The organism is Streptomyces sp. NPDC127197, from assembly GCF_042672405.1.
Classification (GTDB): domain Bacteria; phylum Actinomycetota; class Actinomycetes; order Streptomycetales; family Streptomycetaceae; genus Streptomyces; species Streptomyces flavusporus.
Genome location: NZ_JBHXVG010000005.1, coordinates 195258 through 209461 on the forward strand (window position 1 = coordinate 195258; position 14204 = coordinate 209461).

Genomic DNA, 14204 nt, shown 5'->3' on the forward strand with positions numbered 1-14204 from the left:
CTGAGTTCGCCGCGACCAGGGGAAGGGAGGGGCTGGTGGCACGCAAGCGCGGGAGGAAGCGGGAACAGCGTGTGCCGGCTGCTCCGTTCACCGTGGCGGCGCCGTCGGGGGCGCGGATCAGGGACCGGCTGCGCCTGGCAGCGGCGGATGAGAAGGTGCTGCGTCTGGTGGGCGAGCACCTCGGCCATCATCAGCGGGCCGACCTGGCCGAACGCGTCCGGCTCGGCCGGGTGAAAACGAAGGACACGCGGCGGGCGGAGCGCAAGAAGCGGCTGACGGCGGTGTCCTCCTCCCGCTGGGCGGGGGCGATGACCCGCGCCTCGGAGGATCAGTACCAGCTGTCGATGCGCTGCCTGTACGACGCACGCGCCAGCCTGCGCCGCGCCATCTGCACGATCACCCGCCGACTGGCCGCCCCCTGCGGCAAGCGCTCCAAGAACGGGGTGCGCGGCTACGCCGACCAGAGCGAGCGCTTCCAGAAACAGCGCCGGGTGCACGTACTCCAAGCCAGGCTTGCCTCCGTGGAGCAGAAGATCGCCTCCGGCCGGCCGTCGGTCACGGTGGGCGGCAGCCGCCTGGCCGGAGTGCGGCACCATCTGGCCGACGCGCAGCTCACCGAGGCCGAGTGGCGTCGGCGGTGGGAGGCCGAGCGGCTGTTCCTGACCGCGGACGGGGAGTCCGGTGCCCCGTACGGCAACCACACCAGCACCGTCGATCCGGCCGACGGCTCGGTGACGCTTGTGCTGCCCGAGCCGTTGCGGCACCTGGCCAACGCGCCCCGCGGGCGGTACAAGCTGGGCTGCACCGTCACGTTTCACCACCGGCGCGGCGAGTGGCTGGACCGCGTCACCGCCCACCGGGCCGTGCGCTACGACATCACCTGCGACCCGGCCCGGGGCCGCTGGTACCTGGACGCGAGTTGGACCGTCGGCACCGTCGTGCCGCCCACCCCGGACGAGCTCAAGGCGCTCGGCAGGCCGCTGCTCGGGGTCGACCTGAACGCCGACCACCTGGCCGCCTACGTTCTCGACCCGCACGGCAACCCCATCGGTGAACCCCTCACCGTCCCGCTGGAGCTGACCGGCCCCGCCGCCACGCGAGACGGGCGGCTGCGGGCCGCGATCGGCGACCTGATCGCCCTCGCCCGCGCGCACGGCTGCGCCGGGATCGCGATGGAAAACCTGGGCTTTGCCGACGCCCGGGCCACCGGCCGGGAGACGATGGGCCGGGGCAGGCGCGGCAAGGCGTTCCGCCGTACGGTGGCCGGGATGCCCACCGCCCGCTTCCGCGAACGCCTGCGCGGGATGGCGTATCACGCCGGTCTGGTGGTAGTCGCGGTCGACCCGGCCTACACCAGCCGCTGGGGCGGACAGCACTGGGCAAAGCCCCTGCAGGAGCAGGCGAAGAAGACCACGGTCACCCGGCACCACGCAGCCGGTGTGGCCATCGGCAGGCGCGCCCTCGGATACGGGATCCGGCGTCGGCCAGGTGTGACCGCCCACCACCAGAGGATGGTGCAGCGGAGAGCTGCCGGCCAGGCCGTATCCCTGCCGCGGGCGTGCGGGACCGCGAGCCCACCCAGGACAGCGGGCACGCCCACCCAGGGCGGCAAGACCCGACCGTGCCGAGGTGACCAGCTCGCGCTGTTCCCCGGCCCTCAAGACCGTTCGGAGGGCCACCGGACCATCACCGGCCCGGTTTATGGCGAGTTGGCCGACACCGGCCGACAACCCTAGGAACGGTTGAGGCGCCGATAGGGGCGCGGGGCTGTGTCGATATGCGGCTCCGCCGCGTGGGCGCGACCAGCCACGGATGACCCGCAGCCGCCACACAACCCGCGCCCCCCGAAACGCTCCGCGGCCGTTACTCCAGCAACTCCGCATACGAGCCCAGAGCCAACGCAATGTCCGCCTGAGCCCAGAACCGGTGATACGTGAACGAAGGCGCCGCCCCGCCCGCGAGATAGCCCTCGATCTTCGACCACGCCGGGTCGTCCTCATAGAACGACCGAATCGAATCAAAGGTCGACGACGAATTGACGGGGTCACCATTCGGCATCGTGCCGCTCCACCCGCTCGGGACGTACACGCTGTCGTCGAACCGGAGGTAATCCGCCCGCGTCTCCGGCACGGCGATGCCCAGCGCGTCCTGGTGGTTGTCCCACATGCCGTCGAGCAGGGCCTTCGCGGTCGCCGCCGCCTCCGTGTCGCCGGAACGGTCGGCGTAGTACGTCAGCGTCTTGGCGTACGCGGCCGCCACGCCCACGTCGTTGGTGTAGTCCGCGACGGTGACGTGAAGTCCGTTGTTGGCGCCCGGACTTGACGGGTTCCAGGTGTCGGGCTGGCCCGACCACTGGAGGGTGGACGGGATCTGGTAGGTGCCGTCCGGGTTGACCGTGGTCTCGGACAGTGCCCAGTCGACCCACTTGTCCAGGACCGCCTTGGCGTCCGCGTCACCGCTCTGCTGGTAGTACTCGGCGACCCGTTCCATCGACCACGCCTGGAAGCCGAACCACTGGTTGGACGGCGGGTCGTGGTAGACGGGCTTGTCGTCGTAGTACATGCCGTAGAAGGTCGACTTCCCGGCCGGCGGGGTGGCGTACCGCCCCTGCCAGCTGTTGGTCGCGCCGCCCGCGATGGCGCCCTCCGCGGACTGCAGCCAGCGGTAGAACTCCAGCTGCCGGTCGAGCGACTTCGCCCAGTCCGCCTGCCCGGTCGCCGACTTGGGCTTCAGGTCGGCGTAGGAGCTGAGCGCGTACGCGGCCATCGGGTTCTGGTAGCCGCCGTGCGCATGGCTGGAGCCGATGCGCCAGGCCCAGCCCGCGGAGGTGTCCAGGGCGCCGCCCCAGGCGTAGTACCAGGACAGCAGGTAGTGCGAGGAGTCCTTGCCGCCGCCCGCCGGGCAGGCCGAGGCGCCCACGCAGTTGCCGATCTTCTTGAAGTACTTGTCGAACATGGCGTAGCGCAGGTAGTCGCCCATCTTCGCCGCCTTCGCGACGGTCGCGGAGACATCGCCGCCCTTGCCCTGTTCCTCGGCCCACAGGTCCGCCCAGTACGCGGCCTGCACCGCACGCGCGTCGGCGTCCGGGGCGTTGGTGAACTTCCACTGCTTGGCATAGGACGCGTCACCGGTGAACAGGTCCAGATAGCCGTTCGTGCCGCCGTACTTGAAGGCGTCGCAGGTCGGCTGCGGGACGGTCTCCCACACCGACTCCTGGGAGCCGCGCTGGAAGGTGTTGATGTACGACGGCCCGGTCGCCGTCGGGCCCGCCTCGCACTTGCCCGGTTCGTTGCCGTAGCCGTAGACGTTGTCGACGTCCTGCAGCCAGTGCATGCCGTAGACGTCGTCGGTGCCGTACGCGCTCTTCAGCTCGGCGGCGAGCGGGTCCTGGCCGACCGGGACACTCGGGTCGAGCTGCGCCGGGTACTGCTGCGGGGTGTCGAGTTCGGGCGCGTACGTCGCCGGCTTCGACGCGGTGTAGAACGAGTTGGTCGGCTGGTCGGCGTGGGTCGGGATCATGTACTTCTCCATCAGGTCCCAGGCGCCGTTGAACCGGGTCCAGTCGCCCGTCACCTTGCCGTACATCGCCTGCAGCCACAGCAGGTAGCTGTACGCCTCCGACGTCGTCTCATGGCCGTGGTCCGGCGCCTCGACGATCAGCGTCTCGACCGAGTGGTAGGGGATGCCCTCGGGCGAGAAGTAGCCGTTCGCGGGATCGGTGATCTTCCCGTAGAGCTCCAGGAAACGGGCGTCGTACTCCTTGGTCGCGGCGATCTGCGTGACCGTGACCGAGGCCTTGGCGTGCCCGGTCGCCGTCGACTCGAAGGTCGCCGCGCCGGTGCCGGAGGAGTCGGCGGTGACGGTCACCTGCTGTGCCGTGTTCCAGTTCGACTGCGTGAAGGTGAGCGAGGCGCCGCCGGTCACGGACAGGCCCGTGTTGCCGCCGGTGCGGGCGGTCGTCACGGTCACATTGGACGAGGGCTGAGTCGACAGCTTCACATCGTACGTGGCCGACCTGCCCTGCCGTACGGGCAGTTGGGTGGGCGTGGCCACCACGGCCGGTCCCGAGGCGACCGTGATGCCGACCGGTGTGGACGACGCCGATGCGCCCAGGCTGTCGTACGCCTTGGCCACCAGCGAATGACTGCCCACGGTCAACCCGGTGGCCGAGAACGAGTACGGCGCGCTGGTGTCGGTGCCGAGCAGCGTCGTGTCGTCGTAGAACTCGACCTTCGTGATCGTCGCGTCGTCGGCCGCCGCGGCGGTGGCCGCCAGGGGCACCGCATCGCCCTGTGAGTAAACCGCACCCGGCGCCGGGCTGGTCAGCACCGTGATGGGCGGCTGGTGCGCACCCGCACAGGTGGTGCCGTTGACGGCGAACGAGGTGGGCGCCGCGTTGCTGCCGCTGTAGGTGAACTGGGCACCCGTCGACACGGCCGCGCCCGCGGCGATCCGCGCGTTGTACGAGGCGCTCTGCACGGTGACCGTCGAGCCGGACTGGGACCATGTGCCGTTCCAGCCGTTGGTCAGCTTCTGGTTGCCGGCGTACGCGTACGTCAGGGTCCAGCCGTCGATGACGTCCGTGCCGCGGTTGGTGATGGTCAGGTCCGCGGTGAAGCCGGAGCCCCAGTCATTGGTCTTGTAGTCCACGCTGCACTGAACCGCCGCCGCATGCGCGGGAGTCGGGTTCGCCGCCAGCATCGACAAGGGGACCGCGAAGGCCGCCACTACGGCGGTCCATAACCGCCGCACGGCGCGGCGTCTGTTTCTGGGGGGCATGTGCTGGTTCCTCCTTGCGGCTCGGAGAAGTCAAGGCTTGAACCAGTGGGAGCGCTCCCATAGTGGGGACAGGGGCGAAGAGGGTCAAGGTGCTTGAAGAGTCGAAAAGATTCGATGGATGCGGTTGAGGAAAAGTCAAGCAACTCCCCTGTTCTTTACCGTCACTTGGCGCTACCTTCGCCAACACCAGTGGGAGCGGTTCCATCAGTCGACGCGTCCGTCACGACGCGCCCGAGCTGCAAGGAGTCGCTCATGCGACACCCCCCGCGTTCAGGTCTTTTACTCGCCGGTGCCGCCGCGCTCGCCCTGCTGGGCACCGCGGTCGCACCCGTCGTCACGGCCCAGGGAGCCACGCCCGCCTGCACAGTGGAGTACTCCGTCACCAGCCAGTGGGACACCGGCTTCCAGGGCGCCGTGACCATCACCAACAACATGGCAACAGTGAGCAGTTGGAGTCTCACCTTCGACTTCGCGGGCGGCCAGAAGGTCAGCCAGGGCTGGAACGCCAAGTGGTCCCAGTCCGGTACGACGGTCACCGCGGCCAACGAGAACTGGAACGGCTCACTGGCCACCGGCGCAAGCGTCAGCGCCGGCTTCCTCGCCTCCTGGTCGGGGGGCAACGCCGCACCGATGTCGTTCCGGCTGAACGGCACGACATGCAACGTCGATACGGAACCCACCCCGACGCCCACCGACCCGACCGACCCCCCGGACCCCGGTGACGGGCCCCCGGTCCTGAGCGTCTCCGGCAACAAGCTCGTGGACGCCGGGGGCGCCACCCGGCGGCTGCTCGGCGTCAACCGTTCCGGCGGCGAGTTCGCGTGCGTGCAGGGATACGGCATCTGGGACGGCCCGGTCGACGACGCCGCGATCAAGGCCATCGCCGACTGGAACGCCAATACCGTCCGCATCCCGCTCAACGAGGAGTGCTGGCTCGGCACCTCCAACATCGAGCCGGAGTACGCCGGCGCCCACTACATCGACGCCGTCAAGGACCTGGTGACCCGGGTGAAGGCGCACGGCATGACGCCGATGCTGGAACTCCACTGGTCCTGGGGCCAGTACACGGGCAACTCGGCCGGCTGCTCCGACATCCACGCCAGCTGCCAGAAGCCGATGCCCAACATGGAGTACACGCCGTCGTTCTGGTCCTCGGTGGCGGGCACCTTCAAGGACGACCCGACCGTCGTCTTCGACCTGTTCAACGAGCCCTACCCGGACCGCGCCACCTCGACGGCGGAGCAGGCCTGGACCTGCTGGCGCGAAGGCGGCACCTGCCCCGGCATCGGCTACCAGGTCGCCGGCATGCAGGATCTGATCGACGCGATCCGCGCCACCGGTGCCAAGAACCTGATCCTGGCCGGCGGGCTCGCGTACTCCAACGACCTCAGCCAGTGGCTGACGTACAAGCCGAGCGACCCGGCGGGCAACCTCGCCGCCGCCTGGCACGTGTACAACTTCAACGTCTGTGCCAACGAGAGCTGCTGGGACTCCACCCTCGCCCCGGTAGCCGCCCAGGTGCCGCTCGTCGCGGGCGAGATCGGCGAGAACACTTGCGCGCACTCCTTCATCGACCGCGTCATGGCCTGGTTCGACGCGCGTGAGCTCTCCTACCTCGGCTGGACCTGGAACACCTGGAACTGCAACTCCGGTCCGGCCCTGATCTCCAGCTACGACGGGACTCCCACGTCGTACGGAATCGGGCTGCGCGATCACCTGCGCGGCCTCGACGGATGACCCCAACCCAGAAACACACCAACCCAGGAATCCCAACCCAGGAAGAGGAACCCGCACTGATGAGCCGTACCAGAACAAGAACGGCACTGCTCGCCGCCCTGGCGCTCGTGGGCGGTGCCACCGGGACCGCGATGGCGGCGGCCCCCGGCGACGTCGGCGCCGCCGCCATCCCCTGCACCGTCGACTACAAGGTGCAGAACCAGTGGGACACCGGCTTCACCGCATCCGTCACGGTCACCAACCACAGCGCCGCGAAGAACGCCTGGTCGCTGAAGTGGTCGTACGCCGGCAACCAGCAGATCACCAGCGCCTGGAACGCGAAGGTCAGCCAGAGCGGCGCCGCCGTCACGGCCGCCAACGAGAGCCACAACGGGACGCTGGCCACCGGCAGTTCGGTCAGCTTCGGCTTCAACGGCACGTACAGCGGCACCAACGCCGTCCCGGCGACCTTCACCCTCGACGGCGTGACCTGCAACGTCGACGACGGAGGCGGCGGCCCCACGGATCCGCCGGACCCCGACCCCACCGCGCGGGTCGACAATCCCTACTCCGGCGCCAAGGTGTACGTGAACCCCGAATGGTCGGCGAAGGCCGCCGCCGAACCGGGCGGCAGCCGGATCTCCGACCAACCGACGGGCGTCTGGCTCGACCGGATCGCCGCCATCAACGGCGTGAACGGCGGCATGGGCCTGCGCGACCACCTCGACGAGGCGCTGGAGCAGAAGGGCGCAGACGAGCTCGTCGTCCAGCTGGTCATCTACAACCTGCCCGGCCGTGACTGCGCGGCCCTCGCCTCCAACGGCGAGCTGGGCCCGACGGAGATCGGCCGGTACAAGACCGAGTACATCGACCCGATCGCCGCGATCCTCGCCGACCCGAAGTACGCGGACCTGCGGATCGTCACCACCGTCGAGATCGACTCGCTGCCGAACCTGGTCACCAACACCGGCAGCCGCCCGACGGCCACCCCCCAGTGCGACGTGATGAAGGCCAACGGCAACTACGTCAAGGGCGTCGGCTACGCGCTCAACAAGCTCGGCGACGTGCCGAACGTCTACAACTACGTGGACGCCGGACACCACGGCTGGATCGGCTGGGACGACAACTTCGGTGCCTCGGCCAACACCTTCAAGGAGGCGGCCACCGCCGAGGGCGCCACGGTGAACGACGTCCACGGCTTCATCACCAACACGGCGAACTACAGCGCCCTGAAGGAGGAGAACTTCACGATCAACGACGCCGTGAACGGCACCTCGGTGCGCCAGTCCAAGTGGGTCGACTGGAACCGCTACGTCGACGAGCTGTCGTTCGCCCAGGCGTTCCGCAGCCAGCTGGTCTCGGTCGGCTTCAACCCGGGCATCGGCATGCTGATCGACACCTCCCGCAACGGCTGGGGCGGCTCCGCCCGGCCCACCGGCCCCGGCTCGCTGACCAGTGTGGACACCTACGTCGACGGGGGCCGCTACGACCGCCGGATCCACGTCGGCAACTGGTGCAACCAGTCCGGCGCGGGCCTCGGCGAGCGCCCGCAGGCCGCTCCCGCGGCGGGCATCGACGCCTACGTGTGGATGAAGCCGCCCGGGGAGTCCGACGGGGCCAGCCGGGAGATCCCGAACGACGAGGGCAAGGGCTTCGACCGGATGTGCGACCCGACCTACACGGGCAACGCCCGGAACAACTTCAACATGTCGGGCGCCCTGCCGGACGCACCACTGTCCGGGCACTGGTTCTCCGCGCAGTTCCGGCAGCTGATGGCGAACGCGTACCCGCCGCTGTCGTGACCTGATCCGGTCCGCCGGGGTCATCCCTCCCGGGACAGACCCCGGCGGATCGCGAACTCCACGGCCGAGTAGTCCCCGTCGGCCCGGTCCAGCTCCACCTGCTGCGCCGGACACAGCGGCGGCTGCGCCATGAACCTGGGCCGGGTGCCGTGATGCGGCTGGGCGGCGTGCACCAGGAACGGATGACAGAGGTACACGTCGCCGGGACGGCCGGTGGCGTACGCCCGCGGGCGGTGTGCGGAGGCCGCGTCCACCTTCGGACCGAGCTCCAGGAAGGAGGCGCCCGCCTCGCCGTACGGCTCCAAGACCGGCGGTACGTCGAGATGCGAGCCGACTCTGATACGGGTCGGGGCGTCCGCCTCGGTCACCTCGCTGAACAGGAACAGCATCAGCAGGGCACGGTCCTTCGACCGCACGTTGGTGTGCCACAGGGTCGCGCCCTCGGGAAGGTAACTGCCTTCGATGTGCCAGCCCGCGTCGTCCGGCTCCTCCTCGTGCGGGAACCGCAGCGGGAAACTGCCCAGCGCATAGCGCGGCACCCAGCGACCCGCGCCGACCAGCACGTCGAACGCCTCGTGCAGCACGGGGGAGTTGGCGGCGGCGGCGAACGGGCCCTGCGCCATCGCGGCCACCCAGTGCACCGGGGCCTTCCACGTACCCGGGTCCTCCGGGTCGTATCCCGTTTCCCGCCACAGCAGCCGCGCGCAGTCCTCGGCGACGCGTGGCGGGAAGGCACCCTCGATCCTCACGAACCCGTCCTCGAGGAACCGCTCCACCATCTCGTCGTCCATGCCGGCCATGGTGGGCGAGCCCGGCGGGCGTCCGCATCCCATTTTCTGGCGTCCATCTTTTTGCAGTTCCGGCAACGGAACTTGCCCCTTGGTGGTGCGCCGCCGCACGCTGGCCGTATCCGGAGGAGAGGCTGACCACCATGGCGCACGACCACAAGCACGATCACGGCCATCACCATCACGACCACGCCGACATCGACTGGGCCGAGATGGGCCCGCTGCTGGAAGCGCAGGCGGAGCTGTTCACCCCGCTGTACGAGCGGGCGCTGGCCTGGCTCGCGAAGCGGCAGACCGACCCGGGGCTGATCGTCGACGCGGGCAGCGGTCCCGGTGTCGTCGCCTGTCTGCTGGCCGAGGCCTTCCCGGGTGCCCGGGTCGTCGCGGTCGACGGCACCGAGCCGCTGCTGGAGCGGGCCGGTGCCCGGGCGAAGCGGCTGGGCGTCGCCGACCGCTTCGCCACGCTCCCGGGTGACCTTCCCGAGGTCCTCGGCGATCTGGACTACCCCGCCGACCTGCTGTGGGCCAGCCGGAGTCTGCACCACCTCGGCGACCAGCGGGCCGCGCTCGCCGCCTTCGCCGGGCACCTGGCGCCCGGCGGCACGCTCGCCCTCATGGAGGGCGGGCTGCCCTCCCGGTTCCTGCCGCGTGACATCGGCATCGGCCGTCCCGGACTGCAGGCGCGGCTCGACGCGCTGGAGGAGGAGTGGTTCGCACAGATGCGCTCGTCCCTGCCCGGTGCCGTCGCCGAGACAGAGGACTGGCCGGCGCTGATGACCGCGGCGGGCCTGAAGCCCACCGGCACCCGCAGCTTCCTGCTGGACCTGCCCGCCCCGGCGACCGGCCGGGCCCGCGCCTACATCGCGGCCTCCCTGTCCCGGCTGCGCGATGCCTTCGGCGACCAACTCGACGCCACCGACCGCGCCACCCTGGACCGCCTCCTCGACCCCGACGACAAGGCGAGCGTCCATCACCGTCCGGACGTCTTCGTCCTGGCGGCGCACACGGTCCACACGGCGACCAGGACCCCGTAGACCGACCGACATGTGCAAAGCGCCCCGGGAACCGGTGTGGTCCCCGGGGCGCTTCGGCGTACGGTGCGTCAGCCCATGTCGAAGGTGGCCGGGTCCGGACCCAGCCGCCGGTCCTCGTTGAGCGCGCTGATCGCCGCGAGGTCCTCGGTGTCCAGCGAGAAGTCGAAGACGTCGATGTTCTCCTCGATCCGGGACGGCGTCACGGACTTCGGGATCACGATGTTGCCGAGCTGGAGGTGCCAGCGCAGCACGACCTGGGCGGGCGTGCGGTTGTGCTTCTGGGCGATCGCCACGATCGCCGGAACCTCCAGCAGGCCTCTGCCCTGGCCGAGCGGCGACCAGGCCTCGGTGTGGATGCCCTGCTCCGCGTGGTACTCACGGGCGGCGTGCTGCTGGAGGTGCGGGTGCAGCTCGATCTGGTTGACCGCGGGGATGACCGACGTCTCGGCGATCAGCCGCTCCAGGTGCTCCGGCAGGAAGTTGGAGACGCCGATGGCGCGGATCCGGCCGTCGGCGTGGAGCTTCTCGAAGGCCTTGTACGTGTCGACGTACTTGCCCCTGGACGGCAACGGCCAGTGGATCAGGTACAGATCCACGTACTCCAGGCCCAGCTTGCCGAGGGAGACGTCGAAAGCGCGCAGAGCGGACTCGTACCCCTGGTCGCTGTTCCAGAGCTTGGTGGTGACGAAGAGGTCCTCGCGGGGGAGACCGGAGGCGGCGATCGCCTTGCCGGTGCCCTCTTCGTTGCCGTAGATCGCCGCTGTGTCGATGCTGCGGTACCCGGCCTCAAGCGCCGTCGCCACCGCCCGCTCCGCCTCGTCGTCCGGCACCTGCCAGACGCCGAAGCCCAGCTGGGGCATCGCGACGCCGTTGTTGAGGATGATCGGGGGGACCTTGCTGCTCACGAGCTCTTGATCCTTCGGTTGTCGTCAGGTGGTACTCCTATCGTCAACGATCACGAGCCCCCTTGCATTCCTGACCGCATAATCCGCCGGAATCAGATGCCCGCCTCACGTCTGGTACAGGGCGTTCACCTCGTTGGCGTACGCGTTCTCGATCGCCTTCCGCTTCAGCTTCAGGGAGGGGGTGAGCAGTCCGTGCTCCTCGGTGAACGGCTGCGCGAGGATGCGGAAGGTGCGGATCGACTCGGCCTGCGAGACAAGTGTGTTCGCGGCGACCACCGCGCGCCGCACCTCGGTCTCCAGATCCTGGTCACGCACCAGTTCGGCGGGGGACAGCTGGGGCTTGTTGCGCATCTGGAGCCAGTGTTCGACGGCCTCCTGGTCCAGGGTGACCAGGGCCGCGATGTACGGGCGGTCGTTGCCGACGACGATGCACTGGGCGACCAGCGGGTGGTCGCGTACGCGTTCCTCCAGCAGTCCCGGCGCGACGCTCTTGCCGCCCGACGTGACGAGGATTTCCTTCTTGCGGCCGGTGATGGTGAGGAAGCCGTCCTCGTCGAGGGAGCCCAGGTCGCCGGTCGCCAGCCAGCCGTCGTGCAGGGTCTCGTCGGTGGCCTTGGGGTTGTTGAGGTAGCCCTGGAAGACATTCGGGCCGTGCAGCCAGATCTCGCCGTCGTCCGCGATGTGCACGGTCATGCCGGGGATGGGCTGCCCGACCGTGCCGTACCGGGTATGGTGCGGCGGGTTGGCGGTCGCGGCCGCCGTGGACTCGGTCAGGCCGTACCCCTCGTAGATCGGCACGCCCGCGCCCGCGAAGAACAGCCCGAGCCGCCGGTCCATAGCCGAGCCGCCCGACATCGCGTTGCGCACCCGGCCGCCCATCGCCTCGCGCACCTTGGAGTAGACGAGCTTGTCGAAGAGCTGGTGCTGCATGCGCAGACCCGCCGAAGGGCCGGGCCCGATCCCCCACGCCTTCGCCTCCACCGCGTCCGCGTACCGCACGGCGACGTCCACGGCCTTCTCGAACGGTCCGGACTTGCCTTCCCGCTCGGCCTTGCGGCGGGCGGCGTTGAAGACCTTCTCGAAGATGTACGGCACGGCGAGGAAGAACGTCGGCTTGAAGGCGGCCAGGTCCGGCAGCAGGGCGGCCGCGTTGAGCTGAGGCTGGTGGCCGAAGCGGACCCGGCCGCGGATCGCGGCGACCTGCACCATCCGGCCGAAGACGTGCGCGAGCGGCAGGAAGAGGAGCGTCGCCGCCTCGTCGCCCTTCTTGGAGTGGAACACCGGCTCCCAGCGCTCGATGACGGTGTCCGCCTCGTACATGAAGTTGCCGTGCGAGATGACGCAGCCCTTGGGGCGGCCGGTCGTGCCCGACGTGTAGATGACGGTCGCGACGGAGTCGGGGGTGACCGCCTTGCGGTGCCGGTGCACCACCTCGTCGTCGAGATGGGCACCCGCGTCGTACAGCTCCTGGACCGCGCCCGCGTCGAGCTGCCACAGCTGGCGCAGCCGCGGGAGCCGGTCGATGACGGTGGCGATCGTCATCGCGTGGTCCTCGTGCTCGACGATCGCGGCCGCCACTTCCGCGTCGTACAGCATCCAGAAGCACTGCTCGGCCGAGGAGGTCGGGTAGACGGGCACCACCTGGGCGCCGATCGTCCACAGGGCGAAGTCGAACAGCGTCCACTCGTAGCGGGTGCGGGACATGATGGCGACCCGGTCGCCGAACCGGATACCGCGGGCGAGCAGGCCCTTGGCCAGGGCGAGGACCTCGTCGCGGAACTCGGCCGCGGTCACGTCCCGCCACTGCCCCGACTCGTCCTTGCGGCCGAGCGCGATGTGGAGCGGGTCCTCCTGGGCGTGCTCGAAGACGGCGTCGGCCAGACCGCCCACCGGGGGTGCCAACGCCAAGGGAGGATTGGTGAACTCGCGCAAACCCGTTCCCCGCTCTCTGTGACGGCTCCCTGTGACGCTCCGCACAGGCGGTGAAAGCTACCCCACACGCAGTCGGGACGGGAGGGGGCGCGAAAGCCGAGCAGTGTTCAGGTATGCGCTGGTCAGCGGGGAAAATACGCGCACAAGGGGAAGGGTCGGACAGATTCCTGACGGTGGAGTAAGTTTCGGCGCCGTAATCTCCACGGAATCTGTACGACCCGACTACGGCCCCGCGCCGACCGGGACGTCAGCGCCGGTGCAGCCGGTCGCCCGCCGCCAGGATCGCTGTGGCCAGGGCATCGGCGGGCCCCTGGGCGGCGGCGGGCCGGCGGTGTCCGTGGATCAGGACGAAGTCGACCGGGCCGAGCTCGGGCAGGCCGACGCGGTCGGGCACCCGGACCAGGCCGGGCGGGACGAAGCCCCGGGAGTGGGCCATCACGCCGAGGCCCGCACGGGGCGGCCGCGATCAGTGCGTTGAGGCTGCCGCTGGTGCAGGCGATGCGCCACTCGCGCCCCTGCCGCTGAAGCGCATCCAGGGCGCGCTCGCGGGTGATGCCGGGCGGGGGATAGACGATCAGTGGGACCGGACGGTCGGGGTCGAGGCGCAGGCGTTCCGCGCCGATCCAGACCAGCCGGTCGTGCCACACCAGCTCCCCGCGCGGATCCTCGGTCCGCCGCTTGGCCAGCACCAGGTCCAGCTTCCCGGCCGCGAGCTGCTCGTGCAGCGTCCCCGACAGTTCGACGGTGAGCTCCAGGTCGACCTCGGGGTGGTCGTGCCGGAAGCGTTCCAGGATCTCCGGCAGCCGGGTCAGTACGAAGTCCTCCGAGGCGCCGAAGCGCAGTCGGCCGCGCAGCCGGGTGCCGGTGAAGAACGCCGTGGCCTGCTCGTGCACCTCCAGGATCCGGCGCGCGAAGCCGAGCATCGCCTCGCCGTCCTCCGTCAGCTGCACGGAGTGGGTGTCCCGGCTGAACAGCTGCCGTCCGGTGGCGTCCTCCAGCCGCCGTACGTGCTGGCTGACGGTCGACTGACGCAGCCCGAGCCGCCGCGCGGCCTGGGTGAAGCTCAGCGTCTGGGCCACCGCGAGAAACGTCCGCAGGTGGGAAGGGTCGTACACCGTGCCAGCCTATCGCCGATCGTGATGACAGTCAGAGTGGTATGCCGGATTCCCGATCGACGTGCCGAGGAGCAGGATGGAGAGGGGACCTCTTGGCTCCCGATACCGCCCGAGCACAAGCAAGTGGAGCACC

General features: G+C 69.8%; 8 protein-coding genes and 1 pseudogene. 4 read left to right on the top strand and 5 right to left on the bottom strand.

Features of this window, described 5'->3' with window-relative positions:
• Nucleotides 1-35: 35 nt before the first annotated feature.
• Complete coding sequence (locus ACFVJQ_RS10420) at nt 36-1736, top strand: hypothetical protein (RefSeq protein WP_385782520.1); 1701 nt, start codon at nt 36-38, stop codon at nt 1734-1736.
• Nucleotides 1737-1863: 127 nt separating this feature from the next.
• On the opposite strand, the gene ACFVJQ_RS10425 is transcribed toward ACFVJQ_RS10420, so the two are convergent.
• Nucleotides 1864-4779 carry a glycoside hydrolase family 48 protein gene (locus ACFVJQ_RS10425; RefSeq protein ID WP_385782523.1) on the bottom strand — a complete coding sequence of 972 codons (2916 nt, stop codon included), beginning with the start codon at nt 4777-4779 and terminating at the stop codon, nt 1864-1866.
• A gap of 252 nt (nt 4780-5031) precedes the next feature.
• Here ACFVJQ_RS10425 and ACFVJQ_RS10430 point away from each other — a divergent pair, with 252 nt between their 5' ends.
• Together ACFVJQ_RS10430 and ACFVJQ_RS10435 are read left to right on the top strand one after the other, a co-directional pair.
• Entirely contained in the window at nt 5032-6516 is a 1485-nt protein-coding gene (locus tag ACFVJQ_RS10430; RefSeq protein WP_385782526.1) for a cellulase family glycosylhydrolase, read from the top strand.
• A gap of 59 nt (nt 6517-6575) precedes the next feature.
• Nucleotides 6576-8297 (top strand): glycoside hydrolase family 6 protein, encoded by a 1722-nt coding sequence (locus tag ACFVJQ_RS10435; protein WP_385782529.1) that lies wholly within the window; start codon nt 6576-6578, stop codon nt 8295-8297.
• A 20-nt stretch (nt 8298-8317) separates the two neighbouring features.
• Here the strand turns inward: ACFVJQ_RS10435 and ACFVJQ_RS10440 are convergent, their stop codons facing one another.
• Complete coding sequence (locus ACFVJQ_RS10440; protein ID WP_385782532.1) at nt 8318-9088, bottom strand: phytanoyl-CoA dioxygenase family protein; 771 nt, start codon at nt 9086-9088, stop codon at nt 8318-8320.
• 140 nt (nt 9089-9228) lie between these two features.
• Between ACFVJQ_RS10440 and ACFVJQ_RS10445 the strand changes: the two genes are divergently transcribed.
• Nucleotides 9229-10119, top strand: a complete 891-nt coding sequence (locus ACFVJQ_RS10445; RefSeq protein ID WP_385509866.1) for a class I SAM-dependent methyltransferase — start codon at nt 9229-9231, stop codon at nt 10117-10119.
• A gap of 68 nt (nt 10120-10187) precedes the next feature.
• On the opposite strand, the gene ACFVJQ_RS10450 is transcribed toward ACFVJQ_RS10445, so the two are convergent.
• The 3 genes and pseudogenes from ACFVJQ_RS10450 to ACFVJQ_RS10460 form a co-directional block, all read right to left on the bottom strand.
• Nucleotides 10188-11024 (bottom strand): aldo/keto reductase, encoded by an 837-nt coding sequence (locus ACFVJQ_RS10450; RefSeq protein WP_385782535.1) that lies wholly within the window; start codon nt 11022-11024, stop codon nt 10188-10190.
• Nucleotides 11025-11129: 105 nt separating this feature from the next.
• Nucleotides 11130-12956 carry an AMP-dependent synthetase/ligase gene (locus ACFVJQ_RS10455; protein ID WP_385782538.1) on the bottom strand — a complete coding sequence of 609 codons (1827 nt, stop codon included), beginning with the start codon at nt 12954-12956 and terminating at the stop codon, nt 11130-11132.
• Between the two features lie 247 nt (nt 12957-13203).
• Nucleotides 13204-14071 (bottom strand): annotated as a pseudogene (locus ACFVJQ_RS10460) (LysR substrate-binding domain-containing protein).
• Nucleotides 14072-14204 lie beyond the last annotated feature (133 nt).